Annotated in this window: 20 protein-coding genes and 1 rRNA gene; 12 read left to right on the plus strand and 9 right to left on the minus strand. The window is 56.9% G+C overall.

Annotated elements, in window-relative coordinates; genetic code table 11:
* Positions 1-16: 16 nt before the first annotated feature.
* Positions 17-1,447, minus strand: a complete 1,431-nt coding sequence (leuC, locus tag CFE35_RS05670) for a 3-isopropylmalate dehydratase large subunit (protein WP_292928802.1) — start codon at positions 1,445-1,447, stop codon at positions 17-19.
* Positions 1,448-1,541: 94 nt separating this feature from the next.
* Here leuC and CFE35_RS05675 point away from each other — a divergent pair, with 94 nt between their 5' ends.
* The gene (locus tag CFE35_RS05675; protein WP_292928804.1) at positions 1,542-2,057 is read left to right on the plus strand and encodes a sterol desaturase family protein; all 516 of its coding nucleotides are present in this window, start codon (positions 1,542-1,544) and stop codon (positions 2,055-2,057) included.
* A 12-nt stretch (positions 2,058-2,069) separates the two neighbouring features.
* On the opposite strand, the gene CFE35_RS05680 is transcribed toward CFE35_RS05675, so the two are convergent.
* The 4 genes from CFE35_RS05680 to CFE35_RS05695 all read right to left on the minus strand — a co-directional run bounded on the left by CFE35_RS05680 (position 2,070) and on the right by CFE35_RS05695 (position 6,077).
* Positions 2,070-2,423, minus strand: a complete 354-nt coding sequence (locus tag CFE35_RS05680) for a YbaN family protein (RefSeq protein ID WP_292928893.1) — start codon at positions 2,421-2,423, stop codon at positions 2,070-2,072.
* On the minus strand, positions 2,423-3,850 hold the full coding sequence (locus CFE35_RS05685; protein ID WP_292928806.1) for an NAD-dependent succinate-semialdehyde dehydrogenase: 1,428 nt from the start codon (positions 3,848-3,850) through the stop codon (positions 2,423-2,425). Before CFE35_RS05685 ends, CFE35_RS05680 begins: the two co-directional genes overlap by 1 nt.
* Positions 3,851-3,889: 39 nt before the next feature.
* Positions 3,890-5,212: an amino acid permease gene (locus CFE35_RS05690; RefSeq protein ID WP_292928807.1), complete on the minus strand. Its 1,323-nt coding sequence runs from the start codon at positions 5,210-5,212 to the stop codon at positions 3,890-3,892.
* Between the two features lie 61 nt (positions 5,213-5,273).
* Positions 5,274-6,077: a universal stress protein gene (locus CFE35_RS05695; protein WP_292928809.1), complete on the minus strand. Its 804-nt coding sequence runs from the start codon at positions 6,075-6,077 to the stop codon at positions 5,274-5,276.
* A 142-nt stretch (positions 6,078-6,219) separates the two neighbouring features.
* On the opposite strand from CFE35_RS05695, the gene CFE35_RS05700 reads away from it, so the two are divergent.
* From CFE35_RS05700 to CFE35_RS05740, 9 genes are read left to right on the plus strand one after another with little or no spacing between them, the layout of a single operon-like run.
* Positions 6,220-6,777, plus strand: coding sequence for a GNAT family N-acetyltransferase (locus CFE35_RS05700; protein ID WP_292928811.1), 558 nt, complete (start codon positions 6,220-6,222; stop codon positions 6,775-6,777).
* Between the two features lie 13 nt (positions 6,778-6,790).
* Entirely contained in the window at positions 6,791-7,711 is a 921-nt protein-coding gene (locus tag CFE35_RS05705) for an SMP-30/gluconolactonase/LRE family protein (RefSeq protein ID WP_292928813.1), read from the plus strand.
* 16 nt (positions 7,712-7,727) lie between these two features.
* Positions 7,728-8,423 carry a VIT family protein gene (locus tag CFE35_RS05710; protein WP_292928895.1) on the plus strand — a complete coding sequence of 232 codons (696 nt, stop codon included), beginning with the start codon at positions 7,728-7,730 and terminating at the stop codon, positions 8,421-8,423.
* An 8-nt stretch (positions 8,424-8,431) separates the two neighbouring features.
* On the plus strand, positions 8,432-9,091 hold the full coding sequence (locus CFE35_RS05715) for an HAD-IA family hydrolase (protein WP_292928815.1): 660 nt from the start codon (positions 8,432-8,434) through the stop codon (positions 9,089-9,091).
* Between the two features lie 40 nt (positions 9,092-9,131).
* Positions 9,132-9,842: a CoA transferase subunit A gene (locus tag CFE35_RS05720; protein ID WP_292928817.1), complete on the plus strand. Its 711-nt coding sequence runs from the start codon at positions 9,132-9,134 to the stop codon at positions 9,840-9,842.
* Positions 9,839-10,165 (plus strand): DUF5076 domain-containing protein, encoded by a 327-nt coding sequence (locus tag CFE35_RS05725; protein WP_292928819.1) that lies wholly within the window; start codon positions 9,839-9,841, stop codon positions 10,163-10,165. The genes CFE35_RS05720 and CFE35_RS05725 overlap by 4 nt, the downstream gene beginning before the upstream one ends.
* Complete coding sequence (locus tag CFE35_RS05730; protein ID WP_292928821.1) at positions 10,162-10,803, plus strand: CoA transferase subunit B; 642 nt, start codon at positions 10,162-10,164, stop codon at positions 10,801-10,803. The genes CFE35_RS05725 and CFE35_RS05730 overlap by 4 nt, the downstream gene beginning before the upstream one ends.
* Positions 10,804-10,811: 8 nt before the next feature.
* Positions 10,812-12,035, plus strand: coding sequence for a serine hydrolase domain-containing protein (locus CFE35_RS05735; protein ID WP_292928823.1), 1,224 nt, complete (start codon positions 10,812-10,814; stop codon positions 12,033-12,035).
* Between the two features lie 44 nt (positions 12,036-12,079).
* Complete coding sequence (locus tag CFE35_RS05740; protein ID WP_292928897.1) at positions 12,080-12,766, plus strand: glutathione S-transferase family protein; 687 nt, start codon at positions 12,080-12,082, stop codon at positions 12,764-12,766.
* Between the two features lie 47 nt (positions 12,767-12,813).
* Here the strand turns inward: CFE35_RS05740 and CFE35_RS05745 are convergent, their stop codons facing one another.
* From CFE35_RS05745 to CFE35_RS05755, 3 genes are all read right to left on the minus strand, one after another.
* A complete protein-coding gene (locus tag CFE35_RS05745) occupies positions 12,814-12,996 on the minus strand; it encodes a CsbD family protein (protein ID WP_292928825.1) in 183 nt (60 codons plus the stop codon).
* 100 nt (positions 12,997-13,096) lie between these two features.
* Positions 13,097-13,951, minus strand: coding sequence for a hypothetical protein (locus CFE35_RS05750; protein ID WP_292928827.1), 855 nt, complete (start codon positions 13,949-13,951; stop codon positions 13,097-13,099).
* Positions 13,952-13,953: 2 nt separating this feature from the next.
* On the minus strand, positions 13,954-14,367 hold the full coding sequence (locus CFE35_RS05755; RefSeq protein ID WP_292928829.1) for an EVE domain-containing protein: 414 nt from the start codon (positions 14,365-14,367) through the stop codon (positions 13,954-13,956).
* A 53-nt stretch (positions 14,368-14,420) separates the two neighbouring features.
* Between CFE35_RS05755 and CFE35_RS05760 the strand changes: the two genes are divergently transcribed.
* Complete coding sequence (locus CFE35_RS05760) at positions 14,421-15,353, plus strand: 2-oxoglutarate and iron-dependent oxygenase domain-containing protein (protein ID WP_292928831.1); 933 nt, start codon at positions 14,421-14,423, stop codon at positions 15,351-15,353.
* Here CFE35_RS05760 and CFE35_RS05765 read toward each other — a convergent pair.
* Positions 15,343-16,869 carry a lipopolysaccharide biosynthesis protein gene (locus CFE35_RS05765; protein ID WP_292928899.1) on the minus strand — a complete coding sequence of 509 codons (1,527 nt, stop codon included), beginning with the start codon at positions 16,867-16,869 and terminating at the stop codon, positions 15,343-15,345. The genes CFE35_RS05760 and CFE35_RS05765 overlap by 11 nt on opposite strands.
* Before the next feature lie 461 nt (positions 16,870-17,330).
* Between CFE35_RS05765 and CFE35_RS05770 the strand changes: the two genes are divergently transcribed.
* Positions 17,331-17,710: ribosomal RNA gene (locus CFE35_RS05770) — 16S ribosomal RNA — on the plus strand; the annotation flags it as partial.

The raw sequence follows: 17,710 nt of genomic DNA on the forward strand, positions 1-17,710 counted from the left end.
CGCGCATGCGGTACCCTTAATTGGCGAACGCACGGACATCCGTTAACTTGCCAGCAACAGCTGCTGCTGCCGCCATTGCCGGGCTCACCAGATGGGTGCGTGCGCCTGGTCCTTGGCGGCCGACGAAATTCCGGTTGCTGGTCGATGCGCAACGTTCGCCGGCGGGCACCTTGTCCGGGTTCATCCCCAAACATGCCGAGCAGCCCGGCTCGCGCCATTCGAATCCGGCGTCGGTAAATATCCGGTCTAGACCCTCGTCCTCCGCCTGTTGCTTCACAAGGCCACTGCCGGGGACGACAATCGCCCATTTGACGTTCGCCGCCTTTTTGCGGCCTTTTAAGATTTCAGCGGCGGCGCGCAGATCTTCGATGCGGCTGTTGGTGCAGCTGCCGATGAAGATATTCTGCACTTCGATATCGGTCATCCGCATGCCGGGTGTCAGCCCCATATAATCCAACGATTTGCGTGCGGCTTCCTGCTTGGACGGATCGGCAAAGCTGGACGGATCGGGCACGATGCCTGTAATCGGCAACACATCTTCGGGGCTGGTACCCCATGTGACGCTGGGTGCGATATCGGCGGCATCAATCGACACGACCTTGTCATATGTTGCACCCGCATCGGTCGCGAGCGTGCGCCAATAAGCCACCGCTGCGTCCCAATTTGCGCCTGACGGCGCCATGGGCCGGCCTTTGATATACGCAAAAGTGGTATCGTCGGGTGCCACAAGGCCCGCGCGCGCGCCATGTTCAATGGCCATGTTGGAAATGGTCAGCCGCCCTTCGACGCTGAGCGCGCGGATGACGGATCCGGTATATTCGATCACATGGCCGCTTCCACCTGCGGCACCAAGCACGCCGGTGATGTGCAGCACGACGTCCTTGGCGGACACGCCTGCGCGCAATTCGCCCTCGACGCGTACTTCCATGGACTTTGAACGTGTCAGTTGAAGCGTCTGTGTAGCCAGAACATGCTCGACCTCAGACGTACCGATGCCGAATGCCAAGGCGCCAAGGCCACCATGGCAAGCGGTGTGGCTGTCGCCGCACACAATCGTTGTCCCGGGAAGGGAAAAGCCCTGCTCTGGCCCAACAACATGGACGATGCCCTGCTTGGCATCGGAGGCATTTATATAGTCGATGCCGAACTCCGGCGCGTTTCGCTCCAGCGCTTCCAATTGCTGGGCGCTTTCCGGGTCTGCAATCGGGATTGATTGTCCGTTGCTATCCAGACGCGCGGTGGTGGGCAGGTTGTGGTCAGGCACAGCCAATGTCAAATCGGGTCTTCGGACACGGCGCCCTGCCGCCCTTAGGCCTTCAAAAGCCTGCGGACTGGTCACTTCGTGCACAAGGTGGCGGTCAATGAAGATCAGGCACGTACCATCGTCGCGTTGTTCGACGACATGGGCGTTCCAGATTTTTTCGTACAGTGTTTGCGGTGTGGACATAATAAAAATGCCATAGAACTGATTGCAACGAAATCAAGTGAGGTGACAATCGTTGCACTTCAATATTCCGCCATTTGCGTATAATGGGAACAATATGAGCATTATCAGCATCATCCTCATTGTGGTCGGCACCGTCTTCGTCATGGAATGGGTGGCGTGGTCGAGCCATAAATATATCATGCACGGCTGGGGCTGGGGCTGGCACCGTGACCATCACGAGCCACATGATAATGCGCTGGAAAAGAACGATCTTTATGGGATTGTCGGCGCGGTTACGAGCATCTCCTTATTTGCGATTGGCAGCCCGTTGTTGCTCGGCGAGAAAGCTTGGGAGCCTGCGACGTGGATTGGCCTGGGCGTGCTATTTTACGGCATCATCTACACCGTCGTGCATGATGGCCTCGTGCATCAACGTTACTTTAAATATGTGCCGCGCAGTGGTTATGCCAAGCGGCTGGTTCAGGCGCATAAATTGCACCACGCCACCATCGGCAAGGAAGGCGGCGTCAGCTTTGGTTTTGTATTTGCGCGTGATCCTGCAAAGTTGAAGGCGGATCTGAAAAAACAGCGCGAGGCTGGGACCGCAATAGTCCGCGACGCGGCGATTTAATTGGTCCTGACCCTAAGCTTCGGGCTGTCGCCAAATCCAGCCAAGGCACAATATCGCAACGCCCGGTGGTATCAACGACAACGGCAATGCCAATGTGATCATTCCAATGGCTGTGCTGATGCCAAAGGCGGCGGTTGCCGACCATTTGCCGCGTCTGCTGACCACCCCTTTTTCCCGCCAAGCAACAATATGATGCCCAAAGGCGGGATGGTTCATCAAGCGGGCTTCAAGCGCTGGGCTGCTGCGCGCAAAGCAAAAGGCCGCCAATATCATAAAGGGTACGGTCGGCAGTAACGGCAGAGCTATACCAATGGTGCCAAGCGCCAGAGCGCACAGCCCACCAATCAGCCAGAGCTGCCGCTTTATCAATATTGATGGACCGCTTTGGTCACATAATAGCTGTCGAGACCTTCGGGGCCGCCTTCGCTGCCAAAGCCGGATTCCTTGACCCCGCCAAAGGGCGCGTCAGGCATGGAAATCACAAAGCTGTTGAGGCCAACCATGCCAGTATCCAACGCATCAGCGACAAGGTTCGCCTGCCGCGCGTTTTCGGTGAAGGCATAAGCGGCAAGGCCAAAGGGCAGGCGGTTTGCCTGTTCAATGGCTTCGTCCAACGTCTTGAATGGCCGCATCAATGCAAGGGGGCCAAATGGTTCATTGTCCATCACGTCTGCCGACATGGGAACGTCCGCAAGCACCGTCGGCTGAAAGAAATAGCCCTGTTCGCCGCGCGTGCCACCCGCCAATAGCTTCGCGCCTTTCGACGTTGCATCTTCAACGAGGGCGGCGATGGCCGATGGCCGCCGCGCATTGGCCAGTGGCCCCATGACCGTGCCAGCATCCAATCCGTTGCCGACCTGTACATTCTTCGTATGCGCAGCAAACCCAGCGACAAAGCGGTCGTAGACGCCTTCCTGCACATAGAAACGCGTCGGCGAAATGCACACTTGTCCGGCGTTCCGGAACTTGGTGGTCGCCGACAAAGTAATCGCCTTTTCAAGGTCGCAATCGTCGAAAATGAGCACAGGCGCATGGCCACCCAATTCCATGGTGGTGCGCTTAACGCCGTCTGCCGCAAGCTTCAGCAAATGTTTGCCCACGGGAACAGACCCCGTGAAGCTGACCTTGCGGATGATCGGTGAGGCGATCAGGTGGCGGCTCACCATATCGGGAACGCCGTAGACCAGCTGCGCAACATTGCCCGGAACGCCGCCGTCGATGACGCACTGCATGATGCCGCTTGTGCTTGCTGGTGTTTCTTCCGGTGGTTTGGCGATGATCGAGCAGCCCGCAGCCAGCGCCGCAGCCATTTTCTTGCACATCAAATTGACCGGGAAATTCCACGGTGAAAACGCGGCAACGGGTCCGACGGGTTGTTTCAGCACAATCGCGCGTTGTCCTGTTGGCCGCACAAGGACGCGGCCATAGCTGCGCTTGGCCTCTTCTGCGAAATAATCAAACTGCGCGGCGCAGGACAGAACCTCGGTCCGCGCTTCGGCGAGTGGTTTGCCTTGTTCGGTCGTGAGCAGAACGGCGATGCCTTCTGCGCGCTCGCGGATGAGATCGGCAACCTTATGCAATATTGCGGCGCGGGCATTTACATCGACGCCGCGCCAATATGCAAAACCCGTTGCTGTAGCAGCAAGCGCTTCATCGAGGTCTGCCGCAGTCGCCAAAGGCAGCTCAGCGAGCGTTTCTCCAGTGGCCGGATTGATGACGGTGTGACAATCGCGGCCTTCACCCTTGCGCCAGCTGCCATCAATATAAAGGCCTAAATCGGTAGTGTAGCTCATCGAATGTCCCGCAAATTCCTTGTCCTGTGCATGTAGGCGTCAGCTCGTGGGTTTGGAACCCCTTGCTAGCTTCAAAAGCCAGAAAACCGGCAACCCGGCCAACAACAAAACAACGCCCCAGATCAAGGCTTCGGCCCCCGCGCCATAGATAGTCCAGCACGAATATAGCGCCGCCAACAACAATATGACTTTGAAACCCGCTGTGACCGGCAACTGCCCTTTGGTCATCAAACGGAACGCAGCGGCGGCGCATCCGAAATACATCACCAGAACAATGGCAGTGGTCAGCACGATCAGAAATTCAAACATCGATGACATCGACCGGCTGCTGTTCATCAGGATGACCAGCGTCAAAAGTGTTGAGGTAAACAGATGTGCGTTGCGCGGCGTGCCATTGGCGCCTGCTTTGCCCAGGAATGCCGGGAACAGTCCGTCGCGCGCTAAAGCGGCGGGCATCTCGGCCTGACACATGATCCAGCCGTTCAACGCGCCAAGCGCGCTGATCGCGCCTACCGCGGCGATCGCGGTGCCGGCATTGGTGCCCGCATATACATTCACAAAGTCGGCAAATGGCGCAGCCGATACGCTGGTGATGGCAACCGGTAGCATTAGGACCACGGCGGAGCAGACGAGGATATAAATGACGCCAGCGCCGGCGGTTCCAAAAAGCGTCGCGCGGTTGATGGTGCGTTCGGGGTCCTGGACCTTGTCGGCGGGCACGGTCGCCAGTTCAAGCCCAAGCATGGCCCATAGGGTCAATATGGTGGCGGTGGAAATGCTGGTCGCCGAAATGTCAGCCGCAACAAATGGCCGCACAAGCGCGGTGCCTTGGGTCGCAAGGACATAAGCAGCAAGCCCGATCACCGCGACCAGAGGCAGCAGCTTTGCGATCGTCCAGACGATCTGAACTTGCCCCGCAAGCTTGGTGCCGCGAATGTTGACAAGCGTAAATGCCCAAATAATCGCAATCGTAACTGCCGACGATACGCCATGCGTTCCGACAACCGGAAACAACTGGCTCAAATAACTTACCGCAGCGGTGGCGATGGCGGCATTTCCGACCCACATCGATATCCAATAGGCCCATGCAATCGCGAAGCCCGCGCCGTCGCCGAAGGCCGCGCGCGTATAAGCATATGGTCCGCCGGCCTTTGGCAAGGCCTTGCTTAACGCGCCAAACACCGACGCCACGCACAATGCGCCCGCTACGGTAATCAACCATCCAATAACCGAATTCCATCCCAAGGGCGCAAGGCTCGCGGGCAACAGGAATACGCCTGACCCAATCATGCTGCCCATGACGAGCGCAAGAGCCATCCAAAAACCCATTGGACGGCTTGCTTCGGCTGTATCCTGCGTCACGTACTTCCCCCTATTTCCGGGGCCTAGCTGGCACGGAAAAGGGTCAAAAGCCAATCTTTGTTTAGTGCGCCAGCAACACAGGGATGCCCAGTTCGCCCAGCATGAACCGTGTCACGCCGCCAAACAAGGTTTCGCGCCACCGCCCATGGCCATAGGCGCCCATGACGAGTAAATCGGGTCGCCACGCATTTACTTCAGTCAGCAACCGTTCCTCGACGCTTTGATTACCTTTTGCCGCGACCGCAATCTCGGCGCTGACGCCGTGGCGCGATAGATAGGTCGCAGCGTCCGTCACAGGGAATTCTTCGGGTACGGTTTCCACCTCTGCAATCCGCACATGCAATGCCGCCTGAAGCAACGGCAATGCTGCGCGCAAGGCGTTGGCTGCTTCAAATCCGCCGTCATATGCCACCATCGCGCGGTCCCATGCGATGCGCTTTGTTGATGCAGGCACCGCAAGTACGGGCGTTCGCGAAGCTGTGACGACATCGCTGACCCACGCGCGCGCGCCGCCGGATGCGCCCGCTTCGTCCAGCGACATGACCAATATGTCCGCCAGTCGCGCTGCATTAATCAATGCGTCGGATGTCGTTCCGTCAAATATCTGCCAATCCCAAGGCACATCCTCCGATTTCAGATGCGCGTCGGTGCGTGCACACAGCTTTCCGCGTTCCGTTTCGGCGGCGTCAAAGGCTTCGGCAATGAAATGCGCACCGCCGAACATGTCAAACGCCACATAATCCTGCGTTGGTCGGGGCAAGACCAAGGTCAAATGCCCGTTGAAACGGCGTGCAAGATCAAGCCCGGCCTGCAACCGGCTTTCAAAGGCCGCGTCTCCGCCAGCATGTACCATGATAGATTTCATCATCAGTTCCTTTTCATACGCCAGAATAGGCCGACTCGGATTGATGCGATTGAGTGTAGGCCGATGCGACGCAAAGTCTTTGATCGATATCAAACACCGCAAAATGCTTCCAAAGGCCGTTATATTATGTCAGCGATGATGGATGGATGACGCGGGGGAAGCGAAGAACGAGGTGATCGTGCGGGACGCGCGCATCACCGATGCTAAAGCAATAGCTGACATTTATGCGCATCATGTTGTGAACGGCACCGCCAGTTTCGACACCGTACCGCGCACATTGGATCAAACCGAACAGAAGATTGCGGACATTTTGGCCCATGGCTGGCCTTTCCTTGTTGCCGAACGCGAAGGGGCGATATTGGGCTATGCCTACGCAACGGCATTCCGAGACCGTCCCGCGTACGGTTTCACGTGCGAAAACTCGATTTATGTTCGCGCGCAACATGTGGGACAAGGGATCGGTGTCGCATTGATGCGTCGGCTGCTTGATGAAGCGCACGCATATGGTTTCCGTCAAATGATTGCCGTGATCGGCGGCGGAGAGCCTGCGTCGGTGGCGCTACATACGAAAATGGGATTCACTTTTGCTGGTCGGATGCGATCGGTTGGTCGGAAATTTGGTCGCTGGCTTGATAGCGTGTACATGCAGGCCGAGCTTGGAGAAGGAGACCGGACCGCGCCAGCGCGTGAGCCGAGATGAAGGAGAGAATATTATGGCAGAGTTTGAATTGGTCGCTGATGGCCTGCGCTTCCCGGAAGGCCCCGTCGTCATGCCCGACGGCAGCGTCATTTTGGTCGAAATTGCCGAGGGGCAGATTACGCGGGTGCGGCCCGACGGCAGCAAGTCCGTCGTTGCGAAAACGGGCGGCGGCCCCAACGGCTTGGCGCTTGGTCCCGACGGCAAATTATACTGCTGCAACAATGGCGGCTTTGAATATATGGAAGCCAATGGCTTTCTTGCGCCGCACGGCATTGCGCAGGATTATTCCGGCGGCCGGATTGAGCGTATCGATATCGATACCGGCGCAGTCGAGATACTTTATAAATCGGGAGACTTTGGCTGCAGCCTGCGTGGCCCGAACGACATTGTTTTTGATGCGCATGGCGGGTTCTGGTTCACCGACCATGGCAAGATTGATTATGCCAAGCGCAGCCATGATGTCGTTGGCATCTTTTATGCCAAGGCAGACGGCAGCCATTTGGAAGAGGTCATCTTTCCGTCGAACAACCCCAATGGTGTCGGCCTGTCGCCCGATGGCACTATATTATATGCGGCCGAAACCTACACGTGCCGGTTGATGAAGTTCAACATCACGTCGCCAGGCAAAGTTGCGCCGGATGCGGGCCCGGGTGGACCGGGGATCCCCGTATACCGTCCAGCCGGGTATAAATTCTTCGACAGCCTTGGCATCGAAGCAAGCGGCAATATCTGCGTCGCGACGATTGGGGAGTGCGGGATCAGCGTGATTTCTCCGGAGGGCGAGCTGGTCGAATTTGTCGCGACCGATGATATCTTCACCACCAACATTGCGTGGGGCGGAGACGATATGATGGATGCTTATATCTGCCTGTCGGGCAGTGGGCGTCTGGTTAAAACCCGTTGGGCGCGGCCGGGGCTTAAGCTGCAATATTGAGATCGGATTATCGCACATGCCACGGCACAAGGAAGCGCATCTTATTGACCGCATCGGCTGGCTGCGTGCATCCGTCCTTGGCGCGAACGATGGCATTGTTTCGACCGCCAGCCTGATCGTCGGCGTGGCGGCGGCGCAAGCGTTACCCGCGACCATATTGATGACCGGCATTGCGGGCCTCGTGGCGGGTGCGATGTCTATGGCCGCTGGCGAATATGTGTCGGTCAGTTCGCAATCCGACACCGAAAATGCCGATCGGGCCCGTGAGACCGAAGAGCTTGCGGCTATCCCTGAAAAGGAACGCGAGGAACTGGTCGGTATTTATGAAGCGCGCGGGCTTGACCGGGCGCTGGCGGAGCAAGTTGCGGACAAGCTGACCGCACACGACGCGCTGGCGACGCATCTGCGCGATGAGCTTGGCATGGCAACGCATACAGCGGCGCGCCCGGTGCAGGCGGCTTTGGCTTCGGCTGGGTCATTCGCAATCGGCGCGGCGCTGCCGCTGGCAATGGTGCCCCTGTCGCCTGCCGCCGCTCTCAGCTGGACGGTGTCGATTGCGGCGCTTTTGTTCCTTGCCATTCTGGGCGGTGTCGGTGCGAAAGCGGGCGGGGCGCCGATGGGCAAAGCTATTTTTCGGGTGACCTTTTGGGGTGCAATTGCAATGGCGGCAACTGCAGCGATCGGATCGCTGTTCGGCACAACAATCGCCTGAGGCATTGCATGACATTTAATACGGTAATTTTTGACTTCGGTGGGGTTATCACTTCGTCGCCGTTTGAGGCGTTTAACCGGATGGAGGCGGAGCGCGGCTTGCCCATGGATTTCGTGCGCCGGGTCAATTCGGTGAATCCGGACAATAATGCCTGGGCCAAATTCGAACGCGCCGAATGTAGCGCAACCGAATTTGACGCGCTGTTTGCTGCCGAAGCGCAGGCACTGGGGCATGAATTGGACGGTGCGTCGGTTATCGCCTGCCTTGCTGGCGAAATCCGCCCAGACATGGTGGCGGCGCTCGATCAACTCAAATCGCTTGGCTTTGCGCTGGGGTGCATCACAAACAATGTGCCGTCGGGCAAAGGCGCAGGCATGGCGGTGAGCGACGCAAAGGCGGCGGCGGTGGCGGCGGTAATGGAACGGTTCGACCATATCATTGAATCGAGCAAGGCGGGTGTCCGCAAACCTGACCCGCGCATCTATAATATGATGTGTGAAGCGCTCGCTGTTTCTCCATCGCGATGCATCTACCTCGATGACCTTGGCATCAACTGCAAACCGGCAGCAGCGATGGGCATGGCTGCGATAAAGGTTGCCAGCGGCGCGCAAGTATTGCGCGAATTGGGCGCGCTATTGGCGTTGACCTTTACACCCGTTGACGTCTAGGCGAGAGCCGTTCCGTCTCTCCCAACTATTGGAGCACTTCATGGCGAAAAAACTGTTCCCGGACGCAGCATCCGCGCTCGACGGCCTGCTCAAAAACGACATATTGATTGCCAGCGGCGGCTTTGGCCTGTGCGGCTTGCCCGAACGGTTGCTGGATGCAGTTCGCGACAGTGGGGTCACTGGCCTGACCTTTGTGTCCAACAATGCCGGTATCGACAATGAAGGCATCGGCAAGCTTCTGCGCACCAAGCAGGTAAAGAAGATGATCTCGTCCTATGTGGGTGAGAACAAAGAATTTGAACGGCAGTATCTGGCGGGCGAACTTGAGGTGGAATTCTGCCCGCAAGGGACGCTGGCCGAACGGATGCGTGCTGGGGGCGCTGGCATTCCCGGTTTTTATACCAAGACCGGCGTCGGCACTTTGGTGGCCGAGGGCAAGGAAGTGAAAGATTTTGGGGGTGAGGAATATATCCTCGAACGCGGCATCTTTGCCGATCTCTCGATCATCAAAGCGTGGAAGGCAGACGAAAGCGGGAACGTTGTGTTCCGCAAGACCGCGCGTAACTTCAATTTGCCTGCCGCGACCTGCGGCAAGGTCTGCGTGGTTGAGGTAGAGCAAATTGTGCCTGTTGGCAGCCTTGACCCCGACTGCATTCATTTGCCCGGCGTCTATGTGCAGCGCATGATCGTTGGGGCGCCTTATGACAAAAAGATCGAGTTCCGTACCGTACGCGAAAGGGATGCGGCATGAGCGATAAGCCAGTGCCCATCGACCTTGTGCCTTATGCCGATATGCTCGGCGACAGCCGCGAATTTTTGCGTGTCTGGGTGAAGGAGGGCGGGCCAGTTACCTGCTTTATCAACCCTGTTCCCGTCGGCGGCGATCCGATGGGCTATGGCATCGCCTTGGTCGATTGTATTCGCCACGGCGCCAAAACCTGGGCCCGCGCCACTGGAATATCCGAGGCTGAAGCCTTGGCGCGGATTTGGGAGGGTGTGGACGCCGAGCGAGCCATCCCAACCGATTTACCGACTGAACACCCCACCACCGATGAAGATGGATTGATACATTGAGCTGGACCCGTGACGAAATGGCAGCCCGCGCTGCAAAGGAATTGCGCGACGGATATTATGTGAACCTGGGCATTGGCATCCCTACGCTGGTGGCCAACCATATTCCGGCTGGCGTCGAAGTAACGCTTCAGTCCGAAAATGGCATGTTGGGCATCGGGCCTTTCCCTTTTGCGGGGGAAGAGGATGCCGACCTTATCAATGCAGGCAAGCAAACCATCAGCGAACTGCCGCAGACCGCGTATTTCGATAGCGCCGCCAGCTTCGCCATGATCCGCGGCGGGCATATCGACCTGACCGTGCTGGGTGCAATGGAAGTCGCCGAAAATGGCGACATCGCGAACTGGATGATCCCCGGCAAAATGATCAAGGGCATGGGCGGGGCAATGGACCTTGTCGCTGGTGTGAAGAAAATCATCGTTGTGATGGAGCATAATGCCAAGGACGGCTCGCCAAAGTTCATCCCCGCATGCACATTGCCGCTGACGGGTAAAAATGTCGTTGACATGATCATCACCGATTTGGCGGTGTTCCAACGCCCCGACAAATCGTCCCCGTTCAAGCTAATTGAAGTTGCACCGGGGATCACCGTTGATGAAGTCGCAGGCAAAACGACTGCCCATTATGAGGTCGCTATTTAATCGGTACGATGCGGCGCTTCATTATATTCTTGATCGCCGCTTCCGCATTGGGGCTGGCCAGCTGGTATTTGTTATACTCGGCGCCGGAGACGAACCAAGTTGCGGTTGTGCTGCGCAAACTTGCAAAGGCACCCCCGAATTTGCCCGACCAGCCGGACGAATGGCGCGGTCGAATCGATTATGGCAAACTCGACCAGCAATTTGCCGCGCTGACACAGCGTTCCGAAATGGCTGGTCTCGCGGTAGCCATAGTTGAGGAGGGCGAGCTGCGTTTTGTCCATGGCTATGGCGTTGTGGACCGTTCCACTAACGCCCCTGTGACTACACATACGGTGTTCCGATGGGCTTCAGTCTCCAAAACGGTTGCCGGCACGCTGGCCGCATCAATGGCGAGCGAAGGCGCGCTTGATTTGCAAAAGCCGGTGTCGAGCTGGCAAAGTTCGTTACGCTTGCCTGATGGCGCTGAGTCACGAATTAACTTTGCGCAATTGCTGGCGCAGCAGACCGGTCTCACCAAAAACGCATATGATGAAAATCTGGAGGACGGGCAGGACCCGCGCGCCATCCGCTCAAGTCTGGCGGATGCGCCGTTGCAATGCGAGCCCGGTACCTGCCACACATATCAGAACCTGGCGTTCGACGCGGCCAGTGAGATATTGGCTAAGGCAGGTAAGCGGTCCTATCCCGACTTGGTCAGCGAGCGTTTCTTTTTGCCACTGGGTATGACCAGCGCGAATTTCGGCATGGCAGGACTGACCGGCGCGAAGGATTGGGCCCGACCGCACAGCGGCAGCAACGTCCGCACCTTAAAGGAAAGCTATTGGCGTGTGCCAGCTGCGGCTGGGGTAGAGAGCAATATCGTTGATTTCTCTCGCTGGTTGCAGGCGACTATGGGCGAACGCCCTGATGTGTTGCCGGCGTCAACGCTTCGATTGGCGCAGGCTCCGCGCGTCAATACGGCGCCAATATATGGCGGTGCGCTGCGGCAGGCGAATTCAGATGCCCATTACGGCCTTGGCTGGCGCAGCTTCACCTATGACGGACGCCAGTTCATCGGCCATTCGGGTGCGGTTGATGGATATCGCGCAACGCTGATTTTCGAACCCGCAACGCGCACGGGCGTTGTTGCCATGTGGAACAGCAACTGGGGCACGCCCTTTCGCATTCCTTTTGCCGTTTTCGACAGCTATCATCAGCGCGCAGATTCGCATTGGTTGGAACTGGACAACTAGCCGGTGCGCCCAATAGCCGATTTTCACGGGAAAGGCCGTTACCAATGACCTACACGCTGATTACCGCGAATCGCAATTACTCCAGTTGGAGCCTGCGGCCATGGGTGCTGATGACAATTCTGGGCATCCCGTTCGAAGACCGCATCGAACCTTTTGCTGCCGATAGCAATTACGAAGCCTTCCGCGCGTTTTCGCCGACGGGACAAGTGCCTGTGTTGCTGGATGGCGCACGGACTGTCTGGGATTCGCTTGGTATCACTTTATATTTGGCTGATCGGCACGAAGGCGTCTGGCCGGAGGATCCTGCCGCAAGGGCATGGGCGCAATGCGCCGTCACCGAAATGCATGGTGGTTTTTCTGCGCTGCGCAATGATTGTACGATGAATGTCGGGGTGCGGGTGAAGCCCAAGCCAATGTCCGCGGCATTGCAAGGCGATGTTGCGCGCATATCGGAGCTTTGGGCACAGGGTCTCGACCGTTTTGCCGGCCCGTTTCTGGCGGGGCCGCATTTCACGGCCGTCGACGCATTTTTTGCGCCAGTCGTGTTTCGCGTGCGCACTTATGGCCTTGATGTCGGCCATGCCGGGCAAGAATGGGTGGACCATATGCTCGGGCTTTCCGCAATGCGCGCGTGGGAGAAAGCTGCACTGGCCGAAAGCTGGCGCGAGGCTGGCCATGAAGCGGAATTGCAGGCCTGCGGCGAGATAATCGCCGATTACCGTCAGGCATAAAAAAGGCCGCCCGCATGGGGCGACCTTCCTTGGGTGTCTAATTTGGCTTAGACCTTGTCGCCTAAAGCACCCTTGATTTTGCCTTTTAGATTTTGGGCCTCGCCCTTACGTTCTTGGGCAATGCCTTCGGCTTCGAGATGCGGGTTATGGGACATTTTGCCCGCAGCCTGCTTGATGTTGCCGGCGATCTCATTGCCTAAGCCTTTGGCCTTGTCTGTCAATTCGCTCATAGCGCAAATCCTTTCTGCGTAATCTGGCCTCGCGGAAACTGCGGGTCAGTACATCAGTTAAAATCTACACAAGCGTTTTTGGTTCCGGCCGTCGCCCCCGTTAGGCTGTTGCCAGCAACGCTTCAGCGAATGCAGTGCCATTGTCGGACGCAAAGCGCAGGAAGAGCGATGGTTCTATCAATTCCAGCTCCATTAAGCGGAACACACCATCGCCATCGCGCAATAGGTCGACCCGGGCATAAGCCAGCGTGCCAGTGCCGGTGATGGATGCGGTGGCGGTTAAGGCGCGTTGTGCCAGATCTTGCGCTGCCGCAGGCGGTGTCACCGCCTCTTCATAACCGCCATATTGTTCCTGCACGCGAAAATCGCCTGCCGTTGGACGTTTGATGATGGCGTGGCTGAAGTCGCCGCCAAAGTAGAAGAGCGAATATTCGCCTTCTTCGGCAATCGTCGGCACATAAGGCTGGATCATCATGCGATGCCCGGCGACCGAATCGGGAACGCCTTCGCCCAGCGTCAGCCGGAACGTCCCGTCGGCACCGCCGGAAATGGGTGGTTTGACGACGAGCGTGTCGACAGCAAAATTGGCGCGGGCATGGTCAAGCGCATCGGCGTCAAGCGCGTCACTCATTAAAGTTGGGACGGACGGAATACCTGCCGCATCCAGTTCTGCCAGATAAGATTTGTCGCTATTCCACCGCAATATACTGACCGGATTGGAAACGGCGATGCCGTCGGCCTCCAATCGGTCAAGCAGGGCAAACCAGCGCGGGCAATCGCGCGGATATCCCCATGCCAACAAAGGCGTGACCAAATCAAATCCGCTCAAATCGTCCGCCTTGGTCCAGTCGATAAATGTCGCTTGGTCGCCCAATAGCCGCGCATAATCCGCCTTTATATGCGACCAGTCTTCCTCATATTCTGGGACAGGGGCTAAGATCGCGATCTTGGGCATGCTCATTCGCCAGCCATTTTTAATATCTCTTTCCACTCGGATTCACGCACCGGCGCTACCGACAGGCGCGATTGCCGCAACATTTCCATTTCGGCCAGTTTAGGGTTCGCCTTGATAGCCTTCAGCGTCACCGATTGGGCAAGCTTGCGTGACGGCTTGACCTTGACCGCAACAAAGCGCGCCTTTTCATCGGTCAGGTCGATGAAATGCTCGTGGCTGATCGTGATAATCGCAACAATCTCAAGGCCGATATTGCTGTGGTAGAAAAAGGCTTCGTCGCCGACCTTCATCGTCCGCAGGTTTATCGCCGCGCTATGATTGCGCACGCCGTCCCAAGTGCCTTCGCCTTCCGCCACCAAATCATCATAACTATACACGTCGGGTTCGGACTTCATCAGCCAAAATTGTTTTGCCACTTGCTACTCCTTTTCGCTGGCAAGCCTTTAAGGCAGGCAGTAACACGCTGTCCATGACACATATGCCCGTTATTTCATTGAGCGGTGGCGATGCCGACGCACTTGGCCAACAGCTTGGCAATTCATTTCGGACATATGGCTTTGCGACCGTTGTAGATCATGGGCTTAACCCGGATCTGGTCGCCAAAGCCTGGGCGCTGACGAAGCAGTTGTTCGAACAGTCCGAGCTGGAAAAGATGAAGGGGTTCGATACCGCAATTGCGGGTCAGCGCGGCTATACGCCATTCAAAACCGAAATCGCCAAGGGCGCTGACTATCATGATCTGAAGGAATTCTGGCATGTCGGACGCGATGTCGCGCCAGACAGCCCGTTGGCGGGTTCGATGTTGCCGAATATCTGGCCAGATATTCCCGAGTTCAAAGAGACGTTCCAGTTGCTCTTTGCCGAAATGGACAAGGTCGGTGCGCGGATACTGTCCTCGATCGCCCGCTATCTCAATTTGCCTGCGCACTGGTTCGACCCGACGATTGATGATGGCAATTCCATCCTGCGGCTATTGCATTACCCGCCGATAGCGGGGGACGCCGAAGGCTGCATCCGCGCTGGCGCGCATGAGGATATCAATTTGATAACGCTTTTGCTGGGTGCCGAAGAGGCCGGGCTGCAGATTCTGCGCCCCGACGGCAGCTGGATGGACGTGTCGCCGCCTCAGGGGGGGCTGGCCGTCAATGTGGGGGACATGTTGCAGCGGCTTACCAACCACATGCTGCCCTCGACGACGCACCGTGTGGTCAACCCGACAGGCGATCGTTCGCGGTTCAGCCGCTATTCGATGCCATTCTTTCTGCATCTGCGGTCTGACTTCCTAATCGCAACGCTGCCGCAATGCGTGAGCGCCGAAAACCCGAATCGCTATCCCGACCCGATTCTCGCAGATGATTATTTGCGCGAACGTTTGATCGAGATTGGTTTGCTTAAGGCTTAAGGGGCGCGTTCTGGTCGGGCTCTGGCGGTTTGCGCCGGACGACCAGATTGACGACCTCCATAAATGTGGCGCGTGCGCGGAGCCACATCATCGCGACATAAAAACAAACACCTGTGGCCGCCAATAACGCGAGTCGCAGCACTGATGGCATGTCGGGCCAGCGCTGCATGATCAACATATGGTCAATCGACCACACCACTGCCGCCATGGCAGCGGCTGCTGCGAGCCCGGGCAATATTGATTCGGCCAGCCCGCGCAATGTGAAGCCAATGTGCGGCCGTGCCTGATATATTGTGAAGGTCAGCAGTATGGGAAACGCGACCAGCCAGCCCCATGCCAATCCTTCTGCGCCGAACTGCACCGCGAAGAGATAGACGGACGGCATAAGGACCGCGCCGAAGATCGCATTACGTAATACGATGTTGGGCAGGCCAAGCGCACTCAATGCTGGCGCAAAGAGAATGTGTAACGTCATCACCGGCATGGCCAGCGCCAATATAGCGACCAGCGGGGCCGCATCGGTCCATTTGGGACCCATAACCACGTCAACCAGAGGCTGCGCCGTAACCGCCATGCCCAAATAGAGCGGGCATGATACGAGCATGATAAGCCGGACGGCTTTGAGAAACCCGGAAGCAAGGGCCACGCGATCATTTTGCAGCCGCGCATAAGCAGGGAAGGCTACCTCATTAAGAGGGGGCACGAACTTCGCGGCAAAGATCTGCGTTAGAAACAACGCCTCTGCATATAGACCGAGATCGTGATTATCGAACGCACGGCCGGCAATGAATATGTCGCCTTGGCTTTGGATGATCCAAAAGCCATGCGCGATCAGCATTGCGGTGCCGAAACCGAACATCCCGCCAGCGCCTTTGAAATTGAAACTCGGCCGAACCCAGAACCGCGTGGCGACGATCAGCGCGATGGCGCGCGTCCAAAAGATAGCGATAGGAGCAGATACTAATGTCCAGACACCATAGCCGCCATACGCCATACCAAGCGCAACAACTGCTCCGATAAAGGCGGAGGTGAGATTGACGATTGCGGGCTTCTTAAAGTCGAGATTCCGGGACAGCATCGCCTCTGGCAGAATCAGAAACGGCGTCGAAAGATAGATAAGCGACTGCCAACGCAGCATGTCACTGATGACGGGCTCGCCATAATAAGTGGCTGCCAGCGGCGCGATGACGAAGAATTGAGTCGCTGCCAATCCGGCATTCAAGAGAATCAGCATGCCGAAAGCTTGCCGAATCCTAATCGATTCAACCTTATCGGACTGTATAAGAGCGGAAACGAACCCATAGCCGTTGAGGAAATTGAGGAACACCAGGACGACTGAGGTCATGGCAAACAATCCATAATCGCTTGGTTCAAGGATTCGGATTACTGCGAGCGTGGAAGCCCAACTGATGATCTGCGCGAGAATCTGAGTCCCCGAACGCCAGAAAACCGCGGATTTCACGCGTGTCTGGAACTCTTCGGGTTTCAAGTTGTTATTCAGAGCAGTCAAATCCATCTCCTGCATATACGCGGAAAACCTTACAAATCCTTGGTATTGGGCAGGGAGTGCATTTTTTTTGTAATAAAATTGCAAATGCCTGTTGACCGAATCCCGAAGTCGCTTTAGAGGCCCTCTCACCGGACGGGAAGCAAGCGTTTCCGCGGTTCGGTCGCCAACAAATAGGTCACCTACTCCCCTGGTAGTAAATATCAGGGAACCTTAGGTGTCCGCTTTTTTGTCGGTGGTAACCGGGTAAAACCGGTTCGGCTCTTTGACATTGTGATATTTAGATGAAGGGACATGTGGGCGACGGCGCCAGGTCCGGGGGTTTTTAGGCCCCGGGTGCTTGGTTAAAAATTAGCTGTTCGCACATAATGTCCTATACACCATGTATAGTAATTTGTGCAGGAACAACGCCTGAAAGTTCGAGCCTTGCTGGTTTGCGGATTTATCCGTGCCAGTCTGGTTTTTGAATCAAACTTGAGAGTTTGATCCTGGCTCAGAACGAACGCTGGCGGCATGCTTAACACATGCAAGTCGAACGAGACCTTCGGGTCTAGTGGCGCACGGGTGCGTAACGCGTGGGAATCTGCCCTTAGGTACGGAATAACTCAGAGAAATTTGTGCTAATACCGTATGATGTCGAAAGACCAAAGATTTATCGCCTAAGGATGAGCCCGCGTAAGATTAGCTTGTTGGTGAGGTAAAAGCTCACCAAGGCGACGATCTTTAGCTGGTCTGAGAGGATGATCAGCCACACTGGGACTGAGACACGGCCCAGACTCCTACGGGAGGCAGCAGTGGGGAATATTGGACAATGGGCGAAAGCCTGATCCAGCAATGCCGCGTGAGTGAT

This window comes from Novosphingobium sp. PASSN1 (assembly GCF_002278815.1).

Excerpts from the sequence above, each read along its gene's own strand:
- leuC (WP_292928802.1), bottom strand. The coding sequence starts at position 1,447 with ATGTCCACACCGCAAACACTGTACGAAAAAATCTGGAACGCCCATGTC.
- CFE35_RS05675 (WP_292928804.1), top strand. The coding sequence starts at position 1,542 with ATGAGCATTATCAGCATCATCCTCATTGTGGTCGGCACCGTCTTCGTC.
- CFE35_RS05685 (WP_292928806.1), bottom strand. The coding sequence starts at position 3,850 with ATGAGCTACACTACCGATTTAGGCCTTTATATTGATGGCAGCTGGCGC.
- CFE35_RS05695 (WP_292928809.1), bottom strand. The coding sequence starts at position 6,077 with ATGAAATCTATCATGGTACATGCTGGCGGAGACGCGGCCTTTGAAAGC.
- CFE35_RS05700 (WP_292928811.1), top strand. The coding sequence starts at position 6,220 with ATGGATGACGCGGGGGAAGCGAAGAACGAGGTGATCGTGCGGGACGCG.
- CFE35_RS05705 (WP_292928813.1), top strand. The coding sequence starts at position 6,791 with ATGGCAGAGTTTGAATTGGTCGCTGATGGCCTGCGCTTCCCGGAAGGC.
- CFE35_RS05710 (WP_292928895.1), top strand. The coding sequence starts at position 7,728 with ATGCCACGGCACAAGGAAGCGCATCTTATTGACCGCATCGGCTGGCTG.
- CFE35_RS05715 (WP_292928815.1), top strand. The coding sequence starts at position 8,432 with ATGACATTTAATACGGTAATTTTTGACTTCGGTGGGGTTATCACTTCG.
- CFE35_RS05720 (WP_292928817.1), top strand. The coding sequence starts at position 9,132 with ATGGCGAAAAAACTGTTCCCGGACGCAGCATCCGCGCTCGACGGCCTG.
- CFE35_RS05725 (WP_292928819.1), top strand. The coding sequence starts at position 9,839 with ATGAGCGATAAGCCAGTGCCCATCGACCTTGTGCCTTATGCCGATATG.
- CFE35_RS05735 (WP_292928823.1), top strand. The coding sequence starts at position 10,812 with ATGCGGCGCTTCATTATATTCTTGATCGCCGCTTCCGCATTGGGGCTG.
- CFE35_RS05740 (WP_292928897.1), top strand. The coding sequence starts at position 12,080 with ATGACCTACACGCTGATTACCGCGAATCGCAATTACTCCAGTTGGAGC.
- CFE35_RS05745 (WP_292928825.1), bottom strand. The coding sequence starts at position 12,996 with ATGAGCGAATTGACAGACAAGGCCAAAGGCTTAGGCAATGAGATCGCC.
- CFE35_RS05750 (WP_292928827.1), bottom strand. The coding sequence starts at position 13,951 with ATGCCCAAGATCGCGATCTTAGCCCCTGTCCCAGAATATGAGGAAGAC.
- CFE35_RS05760 (WP_292928831.1), top strand. The coding sequence starts at position 14,421 with ATGACACATATGCCCGTTATTTCATTGAGCGGTGGCGATGCCGACGCA.
- CFE35_RS05765 (WP_292928899.1), bottom strand. The coding sequence starts at position 16,869 with ATGGATTTGACTGCTCTGAATAACAACTTGAAACCCGAAGAGTTCCAG.